The organism is Campylobacter portucalensis, from assembly GCF_009690845.1.
Taxonomy (GTDB): domain Bacteria; phylum Campylobacterota; class Campylobacteria; order Campylobacterales; family Campylobacteraceae; genus Campylobacter_B; species Campylobacter_B portucalensis.
Genome location: NZ_VWSJ01000015.1, coordinates 36,980 through 61,520, shown reverse-complemented (window position 1 = coordinate 61,520; position 24,541 = coordinate 36,980). Strand labels below are relative to the sequence as shown.

The 24,541-nt window shown below is 29.2% G+C and carries 23 protein-coding genes, 1 tRNA gene and 1 pseudogene; 18 read left to right on the top strand and 7 right to left on the bottom strand.

What is annotated here, in order from left to right; genetic code table 11:
* The 6 genes and pseudogenes from F1B92_RS09525 to F1B92_RS05085 all read right to left on the bottom strand — a co-directional run.
* Positions 1 to 206, bottom strand: a pseudogene (locus F1B92_RS09525) (TrbC/VirB2 family protein); the annotation flags it as partial.
* A 156-nt stretch (positions 207 to 362) separates the two neighbouring features.
* Positions 363 to 626: a Txe/YoeB family addiction module toxin gene (locus tag F1B92_RS05105; RefSeq protein ID WP_065843643.1), complete on the bottom strand. Its 264-nt coding sequence runs from the start codon at positions 624 to 626 to the stop codon at positions 363 to 365.
* The gene (locus tag F1B92_RS05100) at positions 619 to 870 is read right to left on the bottom strand and encodes a type II toxin-antitoxin system RelB/DinJ family antitoxin (RefSeq protein ID WP_065843642.1); all 252 of its coding nucleotides are present in this window, start codon (positions 868 to 870) and stop codon (positions 619 to 621) included. Before F1B92_RS05100 ends, F1B92_RS05105 begins: the two co-directional genes overlap by 8 nt.
* 615 nt (positions 871 to 1,485) lie before the next feature.
* Positions 1,486 to 2,739: a tyrosine-type recombinase/integrase gene (locus tag F1B92_RS05095; protein ID WP_154570797.1), complete on the bottom strand. Its 1,254-nt coding sequence runs from the start codon at positions 2,737 to 2,739 to the stop codon at positions 1,486 to 1,488.
* 194 nt (positions 2,740 to 2,933) lie between these two features.
* A tRNA-Ile gene (locus tag F1B92_RS05090) sits at positions 2,934 to 3,010 on the bottom strand.
* A 68-nt stretch (positions 3,011 to 3,078) separates the two neighbouring features.
* Complete coding sequence (locus tag F1B92_RS05085; protein ID WP_154570796.1) at positions 3,079 to 4,167, bottom strand: CinA family protein; 1,089 nt, start codon at positions 4,165 to 4,167, stop codon at positions 3,079 to 3,081.
* A gap of 117 nt (positions 4,168 to 4,284) precedes the next feature.
* Here F1B92_RS05085 and ileS point away from each other — a divergent pair, with 117 nt between their 5' ends.
* The 7 genes from ileS to F1B92_RS05050 all read left to right on the top strand — a co-directional run bounded on the left by ileS (position 4,285) and on the right by F1B92_RS05050 (position 12,694).
* Positions 4,285 to 7,044, top strand: a complete 2,760-nt coding sequence (ileS, locus tag F1B92_RS05080) for an isoleucine--tRNA ligase (protein ID WP_154570795.1) — start codon at positions 4,285 to 4,287, stop codon at positions 7,042 to 7,044.
* Positions 7,045 to 7,143: 99 nt separating this feature from the next.
* The gene (gatA, locus tag F1B92_RS05075) at positions 7,144 to 8,502 is read left to right on the top strand and encodes an Asp-tRNA(Asn)/Glu-tRNA(Gln) amidotransferase subunit GatA (RefSeq protein ID WP_326833100.1); all 1,359 of its coding nucleotides are present in this window, start codon (positions 7,144 to 7,146) and stop codon (positions 8,500 to 8,502) included.
* Positions 8,503 to 8,505: 3 nt separating this feature from the next.
* On the top strand, positions 8,506 to 9,954 hold the full coding sequence (gene guaB, locus F1B92_RS05070) for an IMP dehydrogenase (RefSeq protein WP_154570794.1): 1,449 nt from the start codon (positions 8,506 to 8,508) through the stop codon (positions 9,952 to 9,954).
* Positions 9,954 to 11,063 (top strand): homoserine O-acetyltransferase MetX, encoded by a 1,110-nt coding sequence (gene metX, locus F1B92_RS05065; RefSeq protein WP_326833099.1) that lies wholly within the window; start codon positions 9,954 to 9,956, stop codon positions 11,061 to 11,063. Before guaB ends, metX begins: the two co-directional genes overlap by 1 nt.
* On the top strand, positions 11,051 to 11,248 hold the full coding sequence (gene xseB / locus F1B92_RS05060) for an exodeoxyribonuclease VII small subunit (protein WP_154570793.1): 198 nt from the start codon (positions 11,051 to 11,053) through the stop codon (positions 11,246 to 11,248). The genes metX and xseB overlap by 13 nt, the downstream gene beginning before the upstream one ends.
* On the top strand, positions 11,241 to 12,041 hold the full coding sequence (locus F1B92_RS05055) for a carbon-nitrogen hydrolase family protein (protein WP_154570792.1): 801 nt from the start codon (positions 11,241 to 11,243) through the stop codon (positions 12,039 to 12,041). Before xseB ends, F1B92_RS05055 begins: the two co-directional genes overlap by 8 nt.
* A complete protein-coding gene (locus F1B92_RS05050) occupies positions 12,038 to 12,694 on the top strand; it encodes a HesA/MoeB/ThiF family protein (protein WP_154570791.1) in 657 nt (218 codons plus the stop codon). Before F1B92_RS05055 ends, F1B92_RS05050 begins: the two co-directional genes overlap by 4 nt.
* Positions 12,695 to 12,840: 146 nt before the next feature.
* Here the strand turns inward: F1B92_RS05050 and F1B92_RS05045 are convergent, their stop codons facing one another.
* Positions 12,841 to 14,022, bottom strand: a complete 1,182-nt coding sequence (locus tag F1B92_RS05045) for a multiheme c-type cytochrome (RefSeq protein WP_154570790.1) — start codon at positions 14,020 to 14,022, stop codon at positions 12,841 to 12,843.
* 167 nt (positions 14,023 to 14,189) lie between these two features.
* Between F1B92_RS05045 and murC the strand changes: the two genes are divergently transcribed.
* From murC to F1B92_RS04990, 11 genes are read left to right on the top strand one after another with little or no spacing between them, the layout of a single operon-like run.
* Positions 14,190 to 15,506, top strand: coding sequence for a UDP-N-acetylmuramate--L-alanine ligase (gene murC / locus F1B92_RS05040; protein ID WP_154570789.1), 1,317 nt, complete (start codon positions 14,190 to 14,192; stop codon positions 15,504 to 15,506).
* Positions 15,503 to 15,853, top strand: a complete 351-nt coding sequence (locus tag F1B92_RS05035) for a hypothetical protein (protein WP_154570788.1) — start codon at positions 15,503 to 15,505, stop codon at positions 15,851 to 15,853. Before murC ends, F1B92_RS05035 begins: the two co-directional genes overlap by 4 nt.
* The gene (locus F1B92_RS05030; RefSeq protein WP_154570787.1) at positions 15,850 to 18,057 is read left to right on the top strand and encodes an endonuclease MutS2; all 2,208 of its coding nucleotides are present in this window, start codon (positions 15,850 to 15,852) and stop codon (positions 18,055 to 18,057) included. Before F1B92_RS05035 ends, F1B92_RS05030 begins: the two co-directional genes overlap by 4 nt.
* Positions 18,058 to 18,066: 9 nt before the next feature.
* A complete protein-coding gene (locus F1B92_RS05025) occupies positions 18,067 to 18,690 on the top strand; it encodes a LysE family translocator (RefSeq protein WP_154570786.1) in 624 nt (207 codons plus the stop codon).
* Between the two features lie 31 nt (positions 18,691 to 18,721).
* A complete protein-coding gene (gene dapE, locus F1B92_RS05020) occupies positions 18,722 to 19,825 on the top strand; it encodes a succinyl-diaminopimelate desuccinylase (protein WP_154570785.1) in 1,104 nt (367 codons plus the stop codon).
* A gap of 2 nt (positions 19,826 to 19,827) precedes the next feature.
* Positions 19,828 to 20,199, top strand: coding sequence for a RidA family protein (locus tag F1B92_RS05015; protein WP_154570784.1), 372 nt, complete (start codon positions 19,828 to 19,830; stop codon positions 20,197 to 20,199).
* Positions 20,200 to 20,207: 8 nt separating this feature from the next.
* Entirely contained in the window at positions 20,208 to 21,242 is a 1,035-nt protein-coding gene (locus F1B92_RS05010; RefSeq protein WP_154570783.1) for a nitrous oxide reductase accessory protein NosL, read from the top strand.
* 53 nt (positions 21,243 to 21,295) lie between these two features.
* The gene (locus F1B92_RS05005; RefSeq protein ID WP_229770936.1) at positions 21,296 to 21,529 is read left to right on the top strand and encodes a hypothetical protein; all 234 of its coding nucleotides are present in this window, start codon (positions 21,296 to 21,298) and stop codon (positions 21,527 to 21,529) included.
* Complete coding sequence (locus F1B92_RS05000) at positions 21,526 to 22,680, top strand: ABC transporter permease (RefSeq protein WP_326833098.1); 1,155 nt, start codon at positions 21,526 to 21,528, stop codon at positions 22,678 to 22,680. The genes F1B92_RS05005 and F1B92_RS05000 overlap by 4 nt, the downstream gene beginning before the upstream one ends.
* The gene (locus F1B92_RS04995) at positions 22,677 to 23,321 is read left to right on the top strand and encodes an ABC transporter ATP-binding protein (protein ID WP_154570781.1); all 645 of its coding nucleotides are present in this window, start codon (positions 22,677 to 22,679) and stop codon (positions 23,319 to 23,321) included. The genes F1B92_RS05000 and F1B92_RS04995 overlap by 4 nt, the downstream gene beginning before the upstream one ends.
* Before the next feature lie 2 nt (positions 23,322 to 23,323).
* Positions 23,324 to 24,283, top strand: coding sequence for a hypothetical protein (locus F1B92_RS04990; RefSeq protein ID WP_154570780.1), 960 nt, complete (start codon positions 23,324 to 23,326; stop codon positions 24,281 to 24,283).
* Positions 24,284 to 24,541: the final 258 nt, after the last annotated feature.

Sequence of the window (24,541 nt, the reverse complement as noted above, 5' to 3'; positions counted from 1 at the left end):
TTATGTTTCAGTTGCTTACCCCACATAACTTTATAACCAGCTACTGAAAGTGCAATAGCTAAAACAAGTGTGCCTCCACCGGTAAGCCATCCGTTAACAGTTGAGAAAAAATTATCAACCTTAGTTAAACCAGTGCCACCAGCAGCGAACAAAAGATTAGGAAATAAGGAAAGGGTTAAAAAAGCAACTAGTTGCTTTAAACGAGAGTTTGTCTTAGAAGAGTTGGGTTTTTCTAAACGAGCGTTACGCCCCCCCCCCGACTATTAGGGTAGAAAGTTTTGTCATCATTTTTGTATCTCCTTTATAAAATTGACAACGAGTTATAACATATTTTTAAATAAAATAATATAAAAATATGAAAATTATTTGTCTTTGTAGTGTGAGCCACACTGGATAAAATAGATAGTCTCGTTTGCTATTTGATAAACGTTCCTATTCTTGGTATCTATGCGTCTGCTATAATATTCTGACAAATTTCCGCTTAGTCGTTCAGGCTTACCAAGCCCTTTGTGTCCGTTTCTGTCTATATCTTGTATTAACTCAACTATCTTTTTGAAAACTTTTTTATCGGTCTTTTGCCAATACAAAAACTCCTCCCAAGCTTCATTTGTCCAAGCCTTAATCATTAAAGATTACCTCGTGAACTACTCCACCACTCTTACGTATCTCTTCTGCACCACGCTCGAGTCTTGCCAAATTTTGCTTTGAGTAAAACGGATCAGCCTTTAACTCAAATGGTATCCCTTGATGCCTGATGATTTGTTTGTAAAAGGCATTTGTAGCCGATGAAAGAGTAAGCCCAATGCTCTCAAGTATCTGCTCAACTGCCTTTTTGTCATCATCATTTACACGTATGCTTATATTTGCCATATCTTATCCTTGTTTGTATTTGTTTTATAGAACATAGTATATCAAAAATATTTCATCTTGTCAAAAAAATGATTGTATTTTTATGACTTTCAAAAGCTCTTTATTGCACTTTGGGTTTTTTAAGCAGTAAAAACCCAAACAATCTATTAAAAAAGCCGATAGAATGGGCTCTTTGAGCTATATTGATTAAAATTTGCATTTTTTATTTTTGCTTAAAGTGCTTACAAGTGCCTAAACTAGGTAATATTGTAATTAAAAAACCATTAAAAAACCGAAAGAAAATTTTTTAACCTTAAGAGATTTTGGGCAAATTTAGGCATTTTTTAAGCAAAAATAATTCTTAAATGGCTTTTTTAGCTTAAATGAAAATACGAATTTTAACTTTTTATCACGTTTAAACACCGATATTATCGTGCTTTGAAGCGTTTAAGTATTTCTATACACGCACCTAAAAATTTAAAAAACCGAGAAATAGAGTTATGTAAAAGCCGTATTTTGGCTATTTTACTTTTTTACAATAGCTAAAAAAACAGTAAAAAAACCATTAAAAAACCCAAGAGAATTTTATTAAGATTTATTGAATATTTTTTAAAAACTTAAAAATAAAAATTAGTTTTATATAAATTTGACAATAGAATTTAGATAATCTGCATACCATTGCATTAATATTCTGTTTTGCTCTAGTGTAGCCGTTCGTCTTTCGTAGGCGTATTTTACGGCGTTTGGTTCTGTGTGGGCTAGTGCATTTTCTATTGTCTTTTCGCTTATACCTAGCCTTACAAGCTCTGTAAAATGCAAGGAACAAATCGTCTTAAATGTGGCTCTAAATCCGTGAGCACAAGCCCTTGAGTGGTATTTGTCTTTTGATCCTAAATTTCTTATAGCCTTGCTTATACTATCTCTGCTTATATGCCCTGTCTTTGTAACAGCAGGAAATACAAAATCGCTTTGTATCGGCGTATATTGTCTTTGTTCCAGTAGTATTGATAAGGCTTGTTTGCTGAGGGCAATTTGGTGGGCGTGCCGCATTTTCATCTCAAGCGGTGGTATGCTCCAAATTTCTGTTTTTAAATTTATGTGCTCCCACTTCATATTTGCCGTGTTTGCTGGTCGATTTACGCATAAAATTTGAAGCATTAGAGCTCTTTTGGTTTGTAAATCCATTCTACTATCATCTCTTAGATCTATCAAAAACTCTTTTAAATCAGTTTCGTTGGTAATTGCTGGATATCTTGTATCTATGCCGTTTCTAAGGCTAAAGTTATTAGACGTTGGGAATTCATCGTGTAAAGCCTTGCAAGGATTGTAGTCTATATATCTATCCTTAATGGCATTTTCGTAGAGCGAATTTAACGTATTGATTATTCGGTGTATCGTTTCCAGTCTTGACTTTTTTGGATTGTGTGGATTAAAAAGCGGCATTAATATATTTTTTAGATCATTAAATTTAATATCCTTTATATCGATATTTCCAAATTTAGGCAGTATATAGGTTTTCATTCTAGATTTGATTTTATCCAAATATGTCTTATCCAGCTGATCTATCTTCTCTTTTTTGTCGATATATTTTTCAAAGAGTGCGGTCAGTTGATACTTATCTTTTGACCTTATAAAACCATTTTCAAATTTCCTAATGAGTTCTACGGCATCTTTCCTAGCCTCTGCTACACTATAAATTCCTTCTCTAAATTCTTTTAATTTAAAATGATTTATGTTTTTGTATTGTATAAAAAACGTTTTCAATCCACTTGGATAGACTTTTATATAAAGCTCTTTTGGATTGCCTACTGCTTTTTTGTATATTTTATTGGTTGGCAATAAACCCCTAATGTCTTTATCGTATAATTTTGCTGTTGATATTTTTGGCATTTTTACCCTCTAAAAAATAAAATTACCTTTATAAGATATGAATTACCTTATAAATAACCTTAATGATTTGGAAGCAATTATATAGTAAAAAGAATTAAAAAGAAGTAAATGATGAGTTTTAGCCCTAAAAATCGGAATTAAAAGGAAGTAAAAGTAATTAAATGGAAGTAGCTGTAATCAAAGAAAAGATATAATGGTGGGTTCACTAGGACTCGAACCTAGGACCATCCGGTTATGAGCCGGATGCTCTAACCAACTGAGCTATGAACCCAATTTGAATTAAAAATTGAATTATACATCATCAAAGCTTTAATTTAGCTAAATTTTACTAAAAACTTATCAATTTTTAGTAAAATAGTGCAAATTATCATCAAAAAATATATCCCTACAAAGCTCTATTAAAAGAGAAATAGCAATATTGACTACTTCTTTTTTAAAATATATATTAGTATTTATATGAAATTTTTTAATTATTTTATTATCAAAATTAGCAACACCGACAATAATTGATTTTATTTCATCCTTAGCACTAAAATCATCAACACCGCTAATTGCTATGGCAAAACTAGCCCCACTTGCTCTTAAAGCTCCATCTAACATTTGTTCTACGCATTCAATGCTTATTGCTCCAAATTTATTTAAAATTTCATCTTCAATATCCAACCAAGTATGTTTTATCTGTTTAGAATATACAACCAGTGATCCATCAAAAATCTCGCTAAAATCGCTAGTTTTACTAAATTCTGATGTCAAAAGCCCAGCAGTATAGCTCTCAGCAAAGGTAATTTTTGCATTGTGTTTTTTTAATTTTTTTACTATAAAATTTACCAAATCATCACTAAAAATAGCTGTTTTGAAATTTGATTTTATCTCATTGATAAATCCATCTAAATACCCAAATTTAAGCTCTTTTGCTTGAAATTTGGTAATAAAATTTGAGTATTTTGTAGAGATGATATCTATTTGAAATTTATTTTTTAAATTTTTTATCTCTATTGGATTATTGTCGTAGATGAAAAAAGTTGTGGTTTTATTTTTATTTTGTATTAAAAATTTAGGCAATAAATTTAGAGGTGTAGCTTTTATTAGATTGATTTTTACACCTTTTATGTCTATTAAAATACTATTTTTTTGATAATTTAATGAATTTTGTGGTATTAAATCATCAAATTCGTTGAGTATTAATAAATCTTCATTTATTGTGGCAAGTATTTTGTTTGTTAAATAGTGCGTTGAGTTATCGGTAATGATTGTGATTTGACTATAGTTAGATATGCAAAATTCCAAATTCTGCTTTAAATTTATTTTTTCTATAAATTTAATATCATCTAAATTTCCAAAATTCTCAATGTAGCTTTTAAAAATATAATCCAAAAATGGTTGATTTATTTTTATACTACTACTTATTATTAAGAGCAAATTTTTCATTAAAATCCTTAAAATTTTAAAGATTATATCATATTTATGGATAAAAAATTTAAATTTTATGCTTATTTTAGGCAATTTTTGATAAAATTCAAAAATTTTTAATTTAAGGTTTTAGATATGGATTATAAAGACACGCTTTTTTTACCCAAAACAGATTTTCCTATGCGTGGAAATCTGCCACAAAATGAACCAAATAGATTTAAATCTTGGTATGAAAATAGAAAAATTTATGACAAGATGAAAAAAATCAGACAAGGCTGTGATTTAAGTTTTAGTATTCATGATGGCCCTCCTTATGCAAATGGACATCTTCATATAGGTCATGCACTTAATAAAATTTTAAAAGATATAATCACAAAAACTCACTATTTTTTTGGTCAAAATATCAGATACGTTCCTGGTTGGGATTGTCATGGACTGCCGATAGAACAGCAAGTAGAAGTAAATTTAGCTGGCAAAAAAGATAGCTTGCCAAAAAGTAAAATAAGAGAACTTTGCAGAGAACATGCTAGTAAATTTATTGATATCCAAAGAGATGAGTTTAAAGCTCTTGGAATTTTAGGTGATTGGAATGATCCATATTTGACTATGAAATTTAAATTTGAAGCAGATATTTATAGAAATCTTTGTGAGATAGCTAAAAAGGGGCTTTTGATAGAAAGAAGTAAGCCTGTTTTTTGGAGTTGGGCTGCAAAATCTGCTTTAGCAGAAGCTGAGGTTGAATATAAAGAAAAAGAAGATTATAGCATTTATGTGGCTTTTGATTTAAACGAAGAAGCAAATTTAAAACTAAATACTAAAAACGCAAAAGCAGTTATTTGGACTACTACGCCTTGGACTTTGCCTGCTAATGAAGGGATATCTTTAAATCCTGATGAAAAATATGTTGTTACAAAAGAGGGTTATATTTTTGCTAAACCTTTGCTTGAAGTTTTGATTGCAAAAAATTTAACAAAAGGTGAGATTATAAAAGAATTTTCATCTTGTGAGCTTGAAAATTTATATGCTATAAATCCTTTAAATGGTAGAAAATCAAAATTTATATTAGGTGAGCATGTTTTGATGGATGGTGGAACAGGACTTGTTCATACAGCACCAGGACACGGTGAGGATGATTATTTTATAGGGCTTAAATACGGACTTGATGTAACTATGCCTGTAGATGATGGCGGATGTTATGATGAGACGATAAAATCAAAAAAACTTATAAAAGATGAATTTGCTGATGATTTTGTTGGGATGCATATTTTTAAAGCTAATGAGAAAATTTTAGAGATTTTAGGAGATAATCTTTTAGATTCTAGTAAATTTATCCACTCATATCCATTTTGCTGGAGGACGCACAAACCCGTGATTTATAGAGCCACAAAGCAGTGGTTTATCGCTATGGATGAAGCAAAATTAAATGGAAAAACCCTAAGAGAAGTTGCTTTAAACGAGATAAATAATAACATTACTTTTTATCCTAAAACAGGTAAAAACAGGCTTTTATCTATGATAGAAAATCGCCCTGATTGGTGTATTTCAAGACAGAGAGACTGGGGGGTTCCAATAGCTTTTTTTAGGGATAAAACTACCCAAAAACCTATCTTTGATAGTGAAATTTTAGATAAGATAGCTTTTATTTTTGAAGAAAAAGGTGCTGATGCTTGGTGGGATTTAGAAATTTGTGAGTTTTTGCCTAAAAGTTCAAAATACAATCCTTCAAATTTAGAAAAAGTTATGGATATTTTAGACGTTTGGTTTGATAGTGGTTCTACTTGGAATGCAGTTTTAAGAAGCGGATGCTATGATGCAGGTGGATATCCATCTGATATGTATTTAGAAGGAAGCGATCAACACCGTGGTTGGTTTCAAAGTTCATTACTTATTAGTTGTGCAGTCAATGAAAAAGCCCCCTATAGAAGCATTTTAACTCATGGATTTACTGTTGATAAAAATGGTCAAAAGATGAGTAAATCTTTAGGAAATGTGATATCACCGCAAGAAGTTGCAAAAACTCATGGTATTGAAATTTTAAGATTGTGGGTTGGGCTTAGTGATTATTCAAGTGATTTAAAAATAGGTGATGAAATTTTAAAACAAGTAAGTGAGCAATACCGAAAAATTCGAAATACAATTAGATTTTTATTAGCAAATGTTAGTGATTTAGAAGAGCTTGAAATTTCTAAATTTAATGCCTTAGATCTATGGATTTTAGCAAAAGCTAGTAAGACTTTTGATGAAGTTAGTGTTGCTTTTAAAAATTATGAATTTTCAAAAGGTTTTAATACTCTTTTAAATTTTTTAAGTGCTGATTTAAGTGGAATTTATCTTGATATTTGCAAGGATAGATTGTATTGTGATGATGTGAATGAAACAAGAAGAAAAAGTTGTCAAAGTGCTATGGTTTTAATAACTAGAGAGTTGTTGCCACTTATAGCACCAACTCTTACATATACAGTTGATGAAGTTATGGAATATGCACCAGAGATAGTTAAAAATGGTGCAAAAGATGCTTTTGATTTAATTTATAAAGGGCTTGATTATAGCTTTGATGAAAGTGATGAAATTTTGATAAATTCAAGAGAGAAATTTTTTGAAATTATAGACAAATTAAAAAAAGAAAAACTTATAAAATCCACTTTAGAGTTGGTTATAGAAACGAGTTGTGATGAAATTTTATCAAAAGATACCTTATCAATGAGTGATTGGTTTATGGTAAGTGATATAAAAAACATAAGCTCTTCTATTAGTTTGGCTGAATTTAGCGTAAATGATGAGATTTTTAAACTCGTAAAATCAAGTAAATTTAAGTGTCCAAGGTGTTGGAAATTTGATAGTCAAGAAGAAAATGGACTTTGTCCTAGATGTAAAGAAGTAATGAAAAATGTTTAGTTTGCCTATACCTTTTAGTGTGATTGCTATAACTATTGCAATTATTTTGGTTTTTATAGGTATTGGGTTGTTTTTTGTAAATAAATTTAAGGAGTAGAGGTGGTAAGCTTAGAGCAGGCTTTAAAATTTTCAGAAGAAGAGATTAAAAATTTAAGAGACGAGTTGGAAGAAAAGATTATAAAAGATAAAATTTTAGGTGCTTATGTGGAGCAGTTAAGCAATCAAAATTTAAACAAAAGTGGTGATGGAATTCCTGTTGCCATTAAAGATAATATCCAAGTAAAAGGATGGAGTGTAACAAGTGCTTCTAAAATTTTACAAGGCTATATCTCCCCATATGATGCAACTGTTATTGCTAAATTAAGGGCTAAAAATTTAAGCCCTTTTGGAAGAACAAATATGGATGAATTCGCTATGGGAGGAGCTACGACAACCTCTTTTTATGGCAAAACTCTAAACCCAATCGATCACTCAAGAGTTCCTGGCGGAAGCAGTGGAGGCAGTGCTGCTGCTGTTGGCGGCAAGATAGCTATTGCAGCTTTAGGAAGCGATACAGGGGGGAGTATTCGCCAACCTGCTGCGTTTTGTGGTTGTGTGGGATTTAAACCTACATATGGAAGAGTTAGTAGATATGGACTTGGAGCATACTCAAGCAGTCTCGATCAAATCGGACCTATAACTCAAAATGTTCGTGATGCTTCTATTTTGTATGATATTATAGCAGGTCATGACGAAAAAGATAGTACGAGTTTTAATGGTAAATATGAAAGCACTTTTGATAAACTAAACTCAGATAAAAAATTTACAATAGCAGTTATTGAAAATTATATAGATCAAAGTGATGAAGATGTCAAAAAGGCTCTTTTAAATACAATTGAAAGATTAAAATCAGATGGCCATAAGATAATTTATAGAAATTTTACAAATGCAAAATACAATATCGCCACATATTACATTATATCAACCGCAGAAGCAAGTGCGAATTTAAGCAGATATGATGGGATAAGATACGGAAGGCGAGCTGAAACAAAAAGCCTTGATGAGCTTTATTTAAAAACTAGAGGCGAGGGATTTGGCGAGGAGGTTCAAAGAAGAATGCTTTTAGGGACTTTTGTTTTAAGCAGCGGATATTACGATGCTTATTATATAAAAGCACAAAAAGCAAGAGCTTTTATAAAAAGCCAATATGATGAAATTTTAAATGAAGCAGATATTATTTTTATGCCTGTTGCACCAACTACTGCTTATAAATTTGGAGCTATAAAAGATCCAATTAGTGCTTATTTGGGAGATATTTTTACTGTTGGTGTAAATTTAGCAGGGCTTCCAGCCATTTCAGTTCCAATCTCTAAAGATAGAGATGGGCTAAGTATTAGTGCACAAATTGTTGGTAAGGCATATGATGAACAAGGCGTTCTTGATAGTGCTTATTGTTTAGAAAATCTAATAAAAGGATAAAAAATGAATATTATAAAAAGAGCTTTAACTTTTGAAGATGTGCTTTTAGTTCCTCAATACTCCGAGATAGTGCCAACCGATGTTAATTTGCAAACAAAATTTAGTAGAAATATAAATTTAAACATACCGCTTGTAAGTGCAGCTATGGATACAGTTACTGAAGATAGAACTGCTATTATGATGGCAAGACTTGGCGGTATTGGCGTAATACATAAAAATACAGACATACCAACACAAGTTAAAATGGTAAAAAGGGTAAAAAAAAGCGAAAGTGGAGTTATTATGGAGCCTATTTTTATCAAGTCAGACGCCACTATAAAAGAAGCACTTTTAATAATGAGTGAGTATAGAATTTCAGGTATTCCTGTTGTTGATGATAGAGGTATTTTAATAGGAATTTTAACAAATAGGGATCTTAGATTTGAGAGTGATTTTTTAGCAAAAGTAGGAGATAAAATGACTAAAGCTCCGCTAATTACAGCACCAAAAGGTTGCACTCTTGATGATGCTGAAAAAATTTTTAGAAATAATAAAGTAGAAAAGTTACCAATTATTGATGAAAATGGAAAATTAAGTGGTTTGATTACTATAAAAGATCTTAAAAAAAGAATCGAATATCCAAATTCAAATAAAGATAGCTATGGAAGGCTAAGAGTTGCTGCAGCAATTGGAGTAGGGCATATAGAAAGGGCTGAGGCTTTAATAGAAGCTGGGGTTGATGTTTTGGTTATGGATTCTGCTCATGGACATTCAAAAAATATAATCTCAACGCTAAAAGAGATTAAATCTAAATTTAGTATTGATGTTGTAGTTGGAAATGTGGCAAATCTAGAAAGCATTAAAGATCTAGCTAAGGCTGGTGCAGATGCTATAAAAGTAGGAATTGGTCCAGGAAGCATTTGTACTACTAGAATTATAGCAGGCGTTGGCGTACCTCAAATTACTGCTATTAGCGATTGTGCTAAAGAGGCAAAAAGATATGAAATTCCAATAATAGCAGATGGTGGGATAAAATATTCAGGTGATATAGCAAAAGCTTTAGCTGTTGGAGCTAGTTCAGTTATGATAGGAAGTTTGCTTGCTGGCACAGATGAGAGTCCAGGGGATTTTGTAACTTATCAAGGAAGACAATATAAAGTTTATAGAGGTATGGGATCTTTAGGCGCTATGAAAAAAGGGAGTGCGGATAGATATTTTCAAGAAGGAACAGCTTCTGAAAAATTAGTTCCAGAAGGCATTGAGGGTAGAGTTCCATATGTAGGAAGTATAAAAAATGTAGTATATCAATTAATAGGCGGAGTTAGAAGCTCGATGGGGTATTGTGGTAGCAAGGATATTCCTACTTTTCAAGAAAAGGCTGAATTTGTCGAGATAACTTCAGCAGGTTTAAAAGAGAGCCATGTGCATGATGTTATCATCACAAAAGAAGCACCTAATTATAGAGTGGATTAGTGGAAGTAAATACAGGTATTGAGTATTTTAATGAGCCGTTATATTTAGAAAGCGGTAGAATTTTACCAAATTTTAAACTAGCTTATGAAACTTATGGTAGATTAAATAACGATAAATCTAATGCAGTTGTCGTTTGTCATGCACTTACTGGTTCTCACCACGCAGCAAGTCGTTATAAAAATGACACTAAATTTGGTTGGTGGGATGCTATGATAGGCGATGGCAAGGCTATTGATACTACTAAATTTTTTGTCATTTGTATAAATATTTTATCTAGTCCATTTGGTTCTACAAGTCCTCTTGATATAGATGAAAGCACAGGACTTGAATATCGTATGAATTTTCCAGTTATAGTTATAAGCGATGTTGTTAATGCTCAAATGAGACTTTTTAAGAAGTTTGGTATAGAAAAAGCTTATGCTGTTATAGGTGGAAGTTTAGGCGGTATGCAATCGCTTTGCTTTGCTATAGAGCACAATAAATTTACAGATAGAATAATAATGTTAGCTTCTACATATGCTACTAGTGCTTGGGCTATAGCTTTTAATAAAATAGCAATTCATGGAATTTTAAATGATATTATGTTTGACGATGGCAATTATGATGTAAATTTAGTAAAAAAGCACGGTCTTGTTGGGATGGAAGTTGGTAGAATGGCAGGCCATATTAGTTTTTTAAGTCCAGATTCTACTAGTTTAAAATTTGGAAGAAAATACGTAAATACTGATGGTTTATATGAGCTAAAAGGAAGATTTGAAGTGGATAGATATATGGAGTATAATGCTTCAAATTTTGCTAAAAGATTTGATCCGCTTTGTTATTTATATATAGTTAAAATGATGAATAATTTTGATTGTACGAGACATTTTGATAATTTAAAAGATGCACTTTCAAATATTTTAGCAAGATTAACTCTTATTTCTTTTAAAGGCGATATGCTTTTTAGGTGGCAGGAGATGAGAGAAATTTTTGATGTTATGGTAGAGCTTGGCAAGGGCGATATGGTAGAATTTTATAATATAAATAGCAATTATGGACACGATGCGTTTTTGGTTGAATATGATAAATTTGATTTTTATGTAAAAAAGGCTTTAGAATGGAAAATTTAGAACAAAATGGTAGCTTTGAGAGCAAAATTCAAGATTTAAATTCATTAATCGAAAAATTAAAAGATGAGAATTTAAATCTTCAAGATAGTGTTAAAATTTTTAAAAATGCTAAAAATTTACTAAAAGAAGCAAAAAGCATTTTAGAGGAAGCTAGGCTTGAAATTTTTAAGGATGATGATGAGTAGGGTTTGTATTATACAATTTCCAACTCTTTCGATGAGTCCATCAAGGATAGATTATTATTTAAAGATAGTAAAAGACAATGGTGCTAGTTTGGCTCTTCTTGGAGAGTATGTATTAAATAGTTTTTTTACAGAACTAATAAAAATGCCTCAAACCTTAATAGATGAGCAAATTTTAGATAAAAAAAACTTAATGAGCGAGCTTGCAATTAAATATAATTTAGATATTATTGCTCCTTTTGTAATGAAAAAAAATGATTTTTACATAAAAGGAGTAGCTAAATTTAGCCCAAATTCATTTGATTTTTGGGAACAAAATTTTTTAATCAATTATAAACATTGGGATGAGCGAAGTTTTTTTAAAAATAATAAAGAAAAGCTTGATTTAGGTATATTTGAAAATAGTGGTTTTAAATTTGGAGTTATGAACGGCTTTGATACACATTTTGATATTTGTTGGCAATATTTTTTAAAAAATAAAGTTGAGGTTGTTTTGGTGCCTAGTGCTTGCGTTTTCAACTCAAATTTAAGATGGGAAGAGCTTTTAAAGGTAAGAGCCTTTACAAATTTATGTTATGTCTTAAGAGCTAACCGTATAGGAAAGGCTAAATTTATGGATAATTTTGATAATTTTTATGGAGATAGTTTTGCTGTTTCGCCAAATGGAGTTGTTAGTAGCAGGCTTAAAGATGAAGAGGGGATTTTATTGTTTGAGCTTTCAAAAGATGAGTTAAAGGTTGAAAATGAGCGTTGGAAATTTAGAGATATTTTGGATAACAAGGGATTTTTGAAATGAACTATTTTCACAGACAGATACAGCTTTGGGGAGAGGATGTGCAAAATTCGCTACAAGATAAAAAGGTATTAATTGTCGGTAGTGGCGGTCTTGGAAGTAGTTTTGCTTATGCTTTAGGAGCAAGTGGGATAGGGAAAATTGAAGTTGTTGATTTTGATAGAGTAAGCATTAGTAATATCCACCGTCAAATTTTATTTGATTTAAATGATGATGGTAAATTTAAAGCAGAAATTTTTAAAGACAGAGTAGAAGCTAGATTTAAAGGAGTAAATGTAAAAACTCATTTAATGAAATTTGAAGAATTTTCTAAAACTTGCACCGATAAATTTGACTTAATTTTGGATGCAACAGATAATTTAGAAACTAGATATGAAATCTCTAAATTTGCACAATCAAACACCACGCCTTGGATATTTTCAGCTACTCAAAGTTTTCACGGTCAGGTATGTTTTATGAAAAATGCTAGTTTTAAGCCGCTTTTTAAAACAGGCATTAAGCCAGAAGGTATAGCTTGTCCGATTGTTATGTTTATAGCTAGTTTTGCTTCAAATTTAGCACTTAGATATTTGGCAGGATTTGATGTTAAATTTGACATTTTGCACTATTTTGACATAAGTAGCGGAGAGTTGAAGCTAAGCAAATTTAAGATTTGATGCCTTATACCAACAAAATTAAAAACTACTATGTTTTAACTTGGTTTTATATATAATTTTATCTTCATTTTGAAATAAACACTCTGAAATGAAAGCTTGGGCATTATATAAATAAGATGAATTTAGAGTAAATACTCTAAATTCCATTAAATATCAAAAATATACGAACTAATCTCATAAGGTTTTGTGTAGTTAGGATCTTCTATTTCTAATTTTTTTTGTAAATTTGGATCTATTATATAATATATTAAATCAACTCTAAATTTAGTCGCATTTTGTGGAGCATTGATTTTAAATTGTCTAGTTTCAAAAGCATTTAGTCTAGTGTCAAATTCCACTTTTTGTGCTGAGTAAGATAGAGTTTCTAGATTGTTATTTGTATGTTTGATTCTAAGTTTAATTTCATCATTTGAAATTTCTTTACCCTGTATATCTAGGTATGTAAATTTTAAAACAACACTTCTTCCGCTAAAACCAGTAGGAATTTTATGAGTGGCTAAATTTTTTATATATAAAATTCCATTATTATATCTTATGCTTATATTGTTTTTAAGCAAATTTGGATTATTTCTTACGCCAGCAAAAATATGTGGTCTTATATCTCTAGTAATAGCATCTTTAGGTTTTATATGAGGTGCTATAATGCCTTTACTAAGCTCTCCCATATGGCAATCTACACATCTTTTTTCGCTAGTGTTTACTGTGTTTTCTTGACCTGTATTATAAATGGCTAGTGGATTTTTATTTACTTGACCTTGATGACAAGATAGACATAAATCATCTGTTTGTTTGAAAAAATCTCTAGAGCCAATTTTATGAAAACCAGCTCTATTGCTTTCATCTTCATATGGTCCTACAATTGTATCATCGCCTATCCAATTGAAATTTTGATAACCTACTTGAGTTTGATTAGTTCTAGGTTTTATGCTATCTACATTGTGGCAAATATAGCAACTTATACCGTTTTGTATGTGTTTTGCATTTAATGCTTGATTTACCTCTTTTGTTTTTGAAGTTTCAACGCCAAAAGCTTTTGCTATTATGTATTCGTTGTCTATATTTTTGATTTCTAATCTTGGATTATGACAGTTAGAACAGGTTATTAAAACTTTATCATATGGTTTATTCATCTCTAAGGCTACCATTTTAACGCTTTTTTTATATAGTTCGTTATTTAGTTCATGTGATTTTGCGTGAAGAGAAGTTGACCACATTTCGTATTGCTCCTTATGACAGGATTTGCAATTCTCAGGCTGAGTAAAGCGGTGGATGATATTACTAAAGCAACAATTCACAATAAGTAAAATAAAAAACACAAATCTTATCATCTTAAAATCGCCTTGTATTAAATTTTAGTTAATATTATAAATAAATTTATATAAATTTAAAATAAAAATATATTATTTTATATATTATTTTTTTAATTTTTGAATAAAAAAATAAATTTTAAAAAAAATTTTGGTAGAATAACATTAAATTTACTTAAGGATTTATTTTGCAAAAAGTTCATTTTATAGGCATTGGAGGCATTGGAATTTCAGCTATTGCTAGATTTTTAAGAGAAAAGAATTTTATTATTAGTGGCTCAGATATTAAAGAAAGTGATACCATAAAAGCCCTTAGAAACGAAGGTATAAAAGTAACAACTCCACATTTAAAAGAAAACATAAAAGATCAAGATTTTGTGGTTTATTCAGCTGCTGTAAATTCGGACAATATCGAGCTTGTAAGTGCAAAAAAAATGGGCATTAAATGTTTTTCAAGAAAAGAAATTTTACCATTTATATTAAATGATAAAAAAGTTTTTTCAGTAGCGGGTGCTCATGGAAAAAGCACTACTTCGGCAATGCTTGCTAGTTTGCTTGAAGGAAGTGTTATAATAGGAGCGATATCTAAACAATTTTGTTCAAATATGAAGTATTTTGAGAGTGAGAATATTATTTTTGAAGCAGATGAAAGCGATAGCAGTTTTTTAAACTCAAACCCTTATTTGGCGGTTGTTACAAATGCCGAACCAGAACATATGGAACATTATGATTATGATATTGAAAAATTTCATGCAGCTTATCGTGGATTTTTAGAAAGAGCAAAAATTTGTGTTATAAATGCAGAAGATGAGTTTTTATCGACCATAAAAAGCGAGTGCATTAAACTCTATCCTAGCATTGATATTAAAGATTTAAGGCTTGTTTTAAGGGATTATGAGCCATATATGAGTTTTAATCTTAAAAATTTAGGTAGATTTGAGGTTTTTGGTATAGGAGAACATATTGCAATTGATGCAAGTTTGGCTATTTTGGCTGCAAATTCAGAAATAGGATTAGAAGATGTTAGGAAAAATTTATTAAATTATCGCGGTATAAAAAGGCGTTTTGATATACTTTTTGCTGATAGAAATTTTGTTTTAATTGATGATTATGCTCATCATCCAACAGAGATAAAAGCTACTTTAAAAAGCATAAAAGAGTATGCAAATTTAATGGGAATCACTAAAATTACAGCCATTTTTCAACCGCACAGATATACTCGCTTAAAAGCAAATTTACAAGGCTTTAAAGAGTGTTTTGGAAATTGTGATGATTTAGTTATTTTGCCTGTTTATAGTGCTGGAGAAAATGATAATGGTATAAATTTACAAAAAGAATTTAAACACTTAAATCCTTTATTTGCTAATAGTATAATTAGGGGTGAGAAAAATATAGAATTTATTGATATTTACGGCGTTAAACACATTTTTAATGAAGGCATTGTTGTTGGATTTGGCGCTGGTGATATATCGATTCAACTTAGAAAAAGCAAGGATAAAATATGAGATATATAATTTTTTTATGTTTTTTGATTTTTATAATAGTGCTTTTTACGATAGATGATAAAAAAATTAACAAAAAAATGAAAATTTCAGTAGTTTTTTTGCTTAGCTTAATCTCGATTTTTGCATATTTTTATGAAATTAATTTTCAAAAATCAAGTCAAAATATAAAAGAGCTTTCAAATTCATTTTTACAAGGTAAGAATTTAAAATGCAAAGGGATTGATGTAAATTTAACAAATTTTGAATTCTCCTATGCAACTTCATCTTTTATAGCTAAAAATGGTGTTCCAAAAGAATTTAAAAATTTAATTTTTGAAGTTAGTAAATGCGAGTTAAAAGATAAATGAATTTAGAAAAAATTTTTAAAAAATTAGATTTAGATGAGTACTTGTCTAAATTTAACTCATTTTTAGCACGAGAAAAAGAGCTATTTTTAGAAGGAGATAGCAGGGTAAATTTTGCTTGGATAAATGAAATTTCTAAATTTAACATATCATCTTGCAAGAGTGTTGAGAATTTAGATGATGCGATTATGAGAATTTCAAAACAAGCTGTTTTGCATATAAGTGAAATTTATGAGTTTGTGAAGATTATTAATTATTTTACTTATCTTAAAAAATTTAATTTTAGTGGAAATTTGGGCGATTGGATGGCAAAAATTCAAATACCTGCCGAGATTTTAGAAATTTTAAATTTTTTTGATAAAGATGGAAATTTAAAAGATGAGATTGATGGTAGATTTTTTGAGTTAAAGCAATCTTTGAAATTTAAAAAAGATGAGATAAATTTAGAATTGAAAAGATTGATTTACTCAAAACAAATTTCACCATATCTTGTCGATACTCAAATTCACTATATAAATGAAAATGAAACCCTTTTGGTAAGAGGCGGATTTAACCACGTGCTAAAAGGCAGTGTTGTTGGAAGAAGTAGTGGAGGGTATTTTTATGTAGAGCCAAATTCTATTTCAAAGTTAAAAAGCGATCAAAGTGCGATTTTAGACTCTATAGAGATGATTATATATGAACATTGTAAAAAAATCAGCAAAATCTTTAATAAAAATTTATTATTTTTAAAATTTATAAATAAAGCTTTTGATAAGATTGATAGCATAATTGCAAGAGTTTTATTTGCAAAAAGCAGAGATTTTGAATTTATAATAAGTGATAATTCTAATGATATCATAATTAAAGATTTTGCCCATCCAGCACTTAAAAATCCAAAAAGAGTTAGTGTAAATTTTACAAAAAAAGCTCTTTTGATAACTGGTGTAAATGCAGGCGGTAAAAGTATGTTGCTAAAATCTATTTTAAGTGTGAGTTTGCTAGCTAAATATCTGCTTCCTGTTAGTATAAATTCTACTCAAAGTAAGATTGGTTCGTTTAAAGAATTTGAAATAATTATGGAAGATCCACAAAATTCTAAAAATGATATATCAACTTTTGCTGGTAGAATGATTAGTTTTAGTAAAATTTTTGGCAAAAAAAATATGCTTTTAGGCGTTGATGAGATAGAGCTTGGTACTGATTTTGAAGAGGCTGCTAGTCTTTATAGTGTGATGATAAAACAGTTGATCGAAAATGGCGTTAAGATGGTTATTACTACTCATCACAAACGCCTTGCTATGCTTTTAGCTAAAAATAGTGATGTAGAGTTGGTGGCTGCTTTATATGATGAGAAATTTAGAGTGCCTAAATTTGAATTTTTAGAAGGAATGATAGGAAAATCATATGCTTTTGAAACTGCACTTAGATATGGGATTAGTGCAAATTTAGTATCTCAAGCTAAGCAAATTTATGGAGAGGATAAACAAAATTTAAATGAAATTATAAATAAGACAATAAATTTAGAGCTAGATTTAAAAGAAAAACTTACAGAAACTAAGAAAAAAGAGGAAAAATTAGACCATTTGCTAAATTTATTAAAAAATCAAAAACAAGAAAACGATAAAATTCAAAAAGAGCTTATTTCAAAATTAGAATTTGAGTATTATAAAGCTATAAATGAGGCCAAAAGAGGTATAAATTTAAATGATATTAAAGATAAACAAAGAAGTATAAATAAAGCAAATGATATATTAAATTCCATCAAAAAACCTGTTTTTAAAGAAGAAAGCGAGCCTTTAAAAGTTGGAGATAGAGCAAAATATAATCAAATAAAAGGCGAAATTATTGAAATTTCATCAAAAAATGCTACTATCATAAGCGATGGTATAAGATTAAAAGTGCCTTTAAATTTATTGAAAAAAATTCAAAATCAATCAAATAATAAAAAAAGCGATATTAAAATTAGCGTTACAAAACCAAAAATGGCTAGTGTTGTTTTAGATTTACACGGCTTAAGAAGTGAAGAGGCATTGCAAAAACTTGATAAATTTATATCAGATAGTCTTTTAATGGGATTTGATGAGGTTATGGTAAAACACGGAATAGGTAGTGGAAGACTAGCTTTTGCTGTAAGAGAGTTTTTAAAATCGCATCCAAGCGTAAAGGAATTTAGAGATGGTGTTCCAAATGAGGGCGGATTTGGCACAAAGGTTATTAAATTTTAAGGAAAATTTTTGGAAGAATTTTTGAGTGGATTTGTGTTGGGTATAGGTGTTGCAGTTCCATTTGGTCCTGTAAATATTTTGATTATGTCTTATGCCCTTAGAAGCTATAAAAAAGCTTTTATTTTTGGATTTGGAGCTATGAGTTGCGATATTTTTTATCTTTTGTTTTCAAGTGTAGGTTTATTTAAAATTTTAAATAATGAAATTTTGCTAAAAATTTTTGCTATTTTTGGAGTGATTTTTTTACTATATATGGCTTATGAAATTTATAAAAATTCAAATAACGTTATAGAAGTGGATAGAAATTTAAAAGATGGCAATAATATCAAAATTTTCTTAAGAGGCTTTTTTATAAATATGCTAAATCCTTATGTTGTTATGTTTTGGATCGGTATCTCGGCAACTTTAGTTTTAGCAGATAGTGGTTTTGCGTGGGCGAGAATTTTGGGTTTGATAGTAAGTATTTTTGCTTGGATAACACTTTTTCCATTAGCTATTTTTAAAAATTCTAAATTAATAAATCAAAAAATTTATAAAATCATATCTTATACTTCGGCTTTGATTTTGATTTTTTTTGCTTTTTCTTTAATTTATAAAATTTTAATTTTAAGCAGTTTTAAAGTGATAAATTGAGATAATTAAAATATATTTAAAAAGGAAATTTATGAGAGCTGATGAGATATTACTTCAACTTTTAAAATTTAAAAGTATAACTCCAAATGATGATGGAGCACTTAATTATTTAGCTATGATATTTGCAGATTTTGATACTAAATTTATAGAAAAAAATGGGGTAAAAAATCTTTTTTTAAATAAAAAATTTGGCGAAGGGGAGCATTTGTGTTTTGCTGGACATATAGATGTTGTAAAGCCAGGAAACGGTTGGCAAAGCGATCCTTTCTATCCCGTGATAAAAGATGGTTATATTTATGGACGTGGCACTCAAGATATGAAAAGTGGCGTTGCAGCTTTTGTGGCAGCAGTTTTAAGTGCTAAAAATTTTGATGGCACTTTGAGTATTTTACTAACTAGCGACGAGGAGGGAGATGCTATTTATGGCACAAATGAGGTATTAAAATTTTTGAAAGAAAGCGGAAATTTGCCTGATTTTGCTGTTGTAGCAGAGCCAACTTGTGAAAAAATTTTTGGAGATACATTAAAAGTTGGAAGAAGAGGCTCGATAAATGGTGTTTTAAAAATTTTTGGCAAGCAAGGACATGCGGCGTATCCAAAGAAATGCATAAATCCAGCTCATATTTTAGCTACTAAATTTAGTGAATTTGCTGGTTTTGATCTGGATGATGGAAGTGAATTTTTTGAAAAAAGCAAGATTGTAATTACTGATATTCGCGGCGGTATGGAGGTTTGTAATGTAACTCCGGGTGAAATTAAAATTATGTTTAATGTAAGAAATTCTAATCTTATAAATTTAGAGGATGTTAAAAAATATATTGAAAATTTATATAAAGATTATGATATAAATTTAGATATAAAAGCTTCTTCTATGCCATTTTTAACGGATAAAAATTCTAAAATAGTTAATAAGATTGCAAAAAGCATACAAAATGTTTGTGATATAAGACCAAATTTAAGCACTTCTGGAGGCACAAGCGATGCTAGATACTTTGCAACTAATGGGGTTAGTGTAGTGGAATTTGGAGTGATTAATGATAGAATTCACGCTATAAATGAGAGAGTTAGTTTAGATGAGGTTGCTAAATTACAAAGAGTTTTTAGTGATTTAATAGAAAATTTTAATAAGGAGTAAAGATGAAAACAGTATTGACACATAACGCACCAGCGGCAATTGGACCATATTCTCAAGGTATAAAAGCTAATGGATTTTTATTTGTATCGGGCCAAATTCCACTAGATAAGGATGGAAATTTTGTAGGCGGAGATATTAAAACACAAACAAATCAGGTTTTAAAAAATTTAAAAGCCATTTTGGCGGCGACTGATTTGGAATTTAGTGATGTTGTAAAAACTACAATTTTTCTAGCAGATATGAATAATTTTGCAGAAGTTAATGAAATTTATGGCGAAATTTTTGGTGAGCATAAGCCAGCAAGAAGCACTATTGAAGTTTCAAAATTACCAAAAGATGCTTTAATCGAGATAGAATTGATTGCAAAATTATAGATAAATTTATGAGAATTAATTTTTTTATTGCTTTTATTATATTTGCGATAAATTTATTTGCTAGAGAGCCTTTTTTGGCTCAAAATGGAGACAAGAAATTTTTTTGCTCTTATAGTGCTAAAAATTTAAAAGATTTTTACAAAACTTCAGTAATTATAAATTTAGAAGATGGCACAATTATGCAGTATTGTTCAATTGGTGAAATGGCGATGGATTCTATGATAGAAGATGTTGTTTTGAGTAGTGCTAGTGTTTTTGATTATTTTAGCGGTGAGATGATTAAGGCAAAAAATGCTTTTTTTGTTGTCGGAATGGATGGAGAATTTGCATTTAAAAATGAAAATGATGCTAAAAATTTTGCTTTTAAATATAAGGCTAGGGTTGTGGATTTTGATTTAGCGTATGAAGTGGGATTTTTAAGAGTTAAAAAAAATACAGAGCTAAATCATTTTAAAAATATAAAAAGAAATTATAAAATAGGCGAAAAAATCTATAAAAATTTATGTCAAGAAATATCAAAAAAAGATTATAGATTTATAAATGAATTAAAATCAGATATCTTTAAAAAATGTAAAAATATAGATGATAAAAAAGCAGACTATGTTACAAATTTCTTATGGAACTACTCATCAAAAACAGATAGCAAAATAGTTGTACCAAGTAGTGCAAAGTGTCCAATTTGTGGTATGTTTGTGTATAAATATCCAAGATGGGCTACGTATTTAAAACTAGAAAATAGAGAGTATTTTTTTGATGGCGTGAAAGATATGATGAAATTTTTGTATGAAAATTTAGATGAAAATTTAAATAAAAATATAGAAATTTTTGTTAGCGATTATTATTCGCAAAATAAAATAGACGCTAGAAATGCTTTTTATGTTTTTGGGAGTGATGTTTTTGGACCGATGGGAAATGAGTTAATACCTTTTGAAAATTTAAAAGATGCAAATATATTTAAGCTAGAGCACAAGGGTCTAAAAATTTATAAATTTAGTGAAATTTCAAAAAGCGTATTATGTAGATTGGAATCAAAAGAGTGTTAAATTTAAACAGAAGAAATAAATTTTATCTTTTTATAACAGCTATTTTATCTTTTTTGATATTTGAAATTTGTGTTTTGTGTAGAGTGGAAGATAGTAAAGAACAGAGGTTGGAATTTGTAAGAAGATTTAATATAATAAACTTTAGTTTTTATCCGAATGAGCCATATTTTAGGCATTTTTTTAGTTATTTTGGCGATGAAATTTATAATACTCATCCAGGTTTTAGAGAGGATGAAAAAGGTAGTTTTATAAATTTAGGCTATCAAAAAAGGTTGAAAAATAGGTGAAAAATATTTTTGATTATGCTTTGGCTTCTATTTTTAGGCATGGAAGTAAAAATTTTTTTATTACTGTTATTTTTGGCGTTATTGTTTTTTTATTAAGCTCTATGATGTTTATAGTTAGCTCTTTAAAGAGCCAATATTTGGAGATTTCAAAAGAATTTCCTGATATTTTAGTTCAAAAAAAAATAAATGAAAGATCTGTTTTAATTGATGAAAAAGAGCTTGATGAATTTTGGAGTGATCCAGTTATTTCTAGCATAGAAGGCAGAATTTGGGGGCAGTATTTTTTTGATCTAAAGGGAGTATATGTAACCATAATTGGGGTTGAAAGTTTTGGCAATTATTATCAAAAAGAAATAGAAAATTTAGCTTTAAATTTTGGAGATGAAAAGCTTAGTTTTATGGCTTCAGATGCGGTTTTAAAAATGCTTAAAGATGATTTAGAAATTTATAATAGCGTTGTGTTTTTTACTCCAGATGATAAAATGCTAAGACTAAAACCAGTTGGCAAGCTAAATTTAAAACATAGCCTTGAAAATAATGATATAATTTTAATGGATATGGATAGCGCAAGGGCTATTTTGGGGATAAAAAAGCCTTATTTTAGAGATGTTGTTATCAGGCTTTCTAATCCTAATGAGTCTAAATTTGTAGCAAATAAAATCAATACAAAAAAGACATTAAAAGCAGCAACCAAAGATGAAATTTTAAAAAACTATATGCTTTTATATGATTATAAAAGTGGTTGGTTTTTGCTATTTTTTATAATTATTTTTTTAACTTTTAGTGTCATTTTATACGATAAAGCAAGTGGTTTAGCAAGCGAAGAAAGACGCGAAATATGGATACTAAAAGCCGTAGGATGGGATATTTCAGATATAATTTTTTATAAAGTGATTGAGGCTTTAATTATGAGTATTAGTGCTTTTTTAATAGCTTTAGTTTTATCTATATTTTTTGTATATTTTTTAAATGCACCATTTTTAAAAAATATATTTGTAGGTTTTGATTCTTTAAAACACCCCTTTATACTTTCTTTTGTGTTTGATTTTAAGGGGCTTTCAATGGTATTTTTCTCTACAATACCTCTTTATGTGGCTGTTTGTATAATTCCAGCTTGGAAAATAGCTATAGATGATGAGAATTTAAAATGATAGAAGTAAAAAATATATCTAAAATTTTTAATGAAAATAAAAATAATGAATTTTGTGCATTAAAAAATGTAAATTTTAGCGTAAAAAAGGGTGAAATTTTTTTCTTAAAGGGCGTTAGTGGAAGTGGCAAAAGCACTCTTTTAAATATTATGGCAGGGCTTTTGAAGCCTAGTGAGGGCGAAATTTTTATGGATGGAGAAAATATATCAAAATTATCTATTAAATTTGCTTCTAAATTTAGGCGTGAAAAAATAGGTATGATTTTTCAAAATTTTAATCTCATACCAACTCTTAGCGTTTTTGATAATATCATAATTCCAACTTTACCTGATAAATTAGATAAAAAAGCATTTGCTTTTGAGCTTTTGGATAAATTTAATATATTTTCAAAAAAATATGAATTAACGAAAAATCTTTCTGGCGGCGAGCAACAAAGAGTAGCTATAATCAGGGCTTTAATTAACAATCCTAGCATAATTTTAGCAGATGAGCCAAGTGCAAATTTGGATAGATATTTAAGCGAAAAATTAATTGAATATTTTTTCAACATAAAAGGCATCACAATAGTGATTTCAACCCATGATCCGCTTTTATTAGAAAGTGGAATAGGGAGTGCTTTTTACGAGATGAAAAAGGATTAGATATGCTTATGTTTTCACCGCTTGTAATTACTCTTTTGATAGTTGAGGGGGTTATTGTTTTTTTTGCTTTTGTAGCCTTTGTTTTTTCTATTAAAATTTTAAGAAATTATGATGAAAATTTATCAAACTCATACCAATTTCATTTAGCAAAAAGTGGGTATTTAATCTCTACTATTATTACTTTTATAATGTGCGTTAAAATACCTCTTTTTTTATATTTTATTTGGACGATGTCTGCGGTTTCTTTTTTAGTTCCAGGGGCGATGTGTGCTGCAGGTATCGTGGATGCTACTGAGTTTGGATTTTATCTTTTTGCATTTAAGATTATAAATATTTTTTTTATAAGTGGTTGGTTGCTTGTAAATTTTGAAGATTTTAAAACTAAAAACTCTAAATTTTTAAAGTTGAAATTTAAATTTTTTATACCAATATTTTTTCTTTTAGTTTTGGAATTTGTTTTAGAAATTTTTCATTTTAGTGGAATTTCTCTTTTAAAACCTGTGCTTTGTTGTAGTGAGATTTTTAAATCATCCTCTTTGGATAAGATGATGTTTTGGCAAGATAAGACTTTTATAGTTGTTGTATTTTTTATAATTTATATCTTAAATTTTATATCTGCTTATTTTAAAATAGATACCTTGATGGCTATTTTTTCTTTAGGATTTTTATTATCTAGTATATATGCTTTGATAAGATTTTTTTCGCCTTATATTTATGAGTTACCAACGCATATGTGCCCATTTTGTATGGTTGGCGTTGAGTATTATTTTGTGGGATATTTGATTTATATTTTTATATTTCTTGGGAGTTTGCCTGGATTTTTTGTTTTTATTTTGGAGCTTTTAAACTTAAAAGCTAGTGAAATTTTATATAAAATTTCAATGTTTTCAACTACAATTTTAACGCTAATTTTTAGCTATTATCCGTTATTTTACTATTTTAAAAACGGAGTATGGTTGTAAAATTGCGTTTTTATGTTAAAGTAAAATAATTTATCACGTAGGCAAAAACTCTTTGTTTTTATAACAAAATGTATATTAATTTAAAGATTGATGAAATTATTTTAATAGCACCAACTTTAAATTTATAAGCAAAGTTGGCTTTGTCTTTTTTAAAAAACTACAAAAATAATCAAGGCGAGTTAAAAACTAAAACTTGGTTCAAATTTTATAAAACACATAAAGTTAAACAAATTTTATGGAGAAACTATAAAAAAGATT

Excerpts from the sequence above, each read along its gene's own strand:
- F1B92_RS05105 (WP_065843643.1), bottom strand. The coding sequence starts at position 626 with ATGATTAAGGCTTGGACAAATGAAGCTTGGGAGGAGTTTTTGTATTGG.
- F1B92_RS05100 (WP_065843642.1), bottom strand. The coding sequence starts at position 870 with ATGGCAAATATAAGCATACGTGTAAATGATGATGACAAAAAGGCAGTT.
- F1B92_RS05095 (WP_154570797.1), bottom strand. The coding sequence starts at position 2,739 with ATGCCAAAAATATCAACAGCAAAATTATACGATAAAGACATTAGGGGT.
- F1B92_RS05085 (WP_154570796.1), bottom strand. The coding sequence starts at position 4,167 with ATGAAAAATTTGCTCTTAATAATAAGTAGTAGTATAAAAATAAATCAA.
- ileS (WP_154570795.1), top strand. The coding sequence starts at position 4,285 with ATGGATTATAAAGACACGCTTTTTTTACCCAAAACAGATTTTCCTATG.
- guaB (WP_154570794.1), top strand. The coding sequence starts at position 8,506 with ATGAATATTATAAAAAGAGCTTTAACTTTTGAAGATGTGCTTTTAGTT.
- xseB (WP_154570793.1), top strand. The coding sequence starts at position 11,051 with ATGGAAAATTTAGAACAAAATGGTAGCTTTGAGAGCAAAATTCAAGAT.
- F1B92_RS05055 (WP_154570792.1), top strand. The coding sequence starts at position 11,241 with ATGAGTAGGGTTTGTATTATACAATTTCCAACTCTTTCGATGAGTCCA.
- F1B92_RS05050 (WP_154570791.1), top strand. The coding sequence starts at position 12,038 with ATGAACTATTTTCACAGACAGATACAGCTTTGGGGAGAGGATGTGCAA.
- F1B92_RS05045 (WP_154570790.1), bottom strand. The coding sequence starts at position 14,022 with ATGATAAGATTTGTGTTTTTTATTTTACTTATTGTGAATTGTTGCTTT.
- F1B92_RS05035 (WP_154570788.1), top strand. The coding sequence starts at position 15,503 with ATGAGATATATAATTTTTTTATGTTTTTTGATTTTTATAATAGTGCTT.
- F1B92_RS05030 (WP_154570787.1), top strand. The coding sequence starts at position 15,850 with ATGAATTTAGAAAAAATTTTTAAAAAATTAGATTTAGATGAGTACTTG.
- dapE (WP_154570785.1), top strand. The coding sequence starts at position 18,722 with ATGAGAGCTGATGAGATATTACTTCAACTTTTAAAATTTAAAAGTATA.
- F1B92_RS05015 (WP_154570784.1), top strand. The coding sequence starts at position 19,828 with ATGAAAACAGTATTGACACATAACGCACCAGCGGCAATTGGACCATAT.
- F1B92_RS05010 (WP_154570783.1), top strand. The coding sequence starts at position 20,208 with ATGAGAATTAATTTTTTTATTGCTTTTATTATATTTGCGATAAATTTA.
- F1B92_RS04995 (WP_154570781.1), top strand. The coding sequence starts at position 22,677 with ATGATAGAAGTAAAAAATATATCTAAAATTTTTAATGAAAATAAAAAT.
- F1B92_RS04990 (WP_154570780.1), top strand. The coding sequence starts at position 23,324 with ATGCTTATGTTTTCACCGCTTGTAATTACTCTTTTGATAGTTGAGGGG.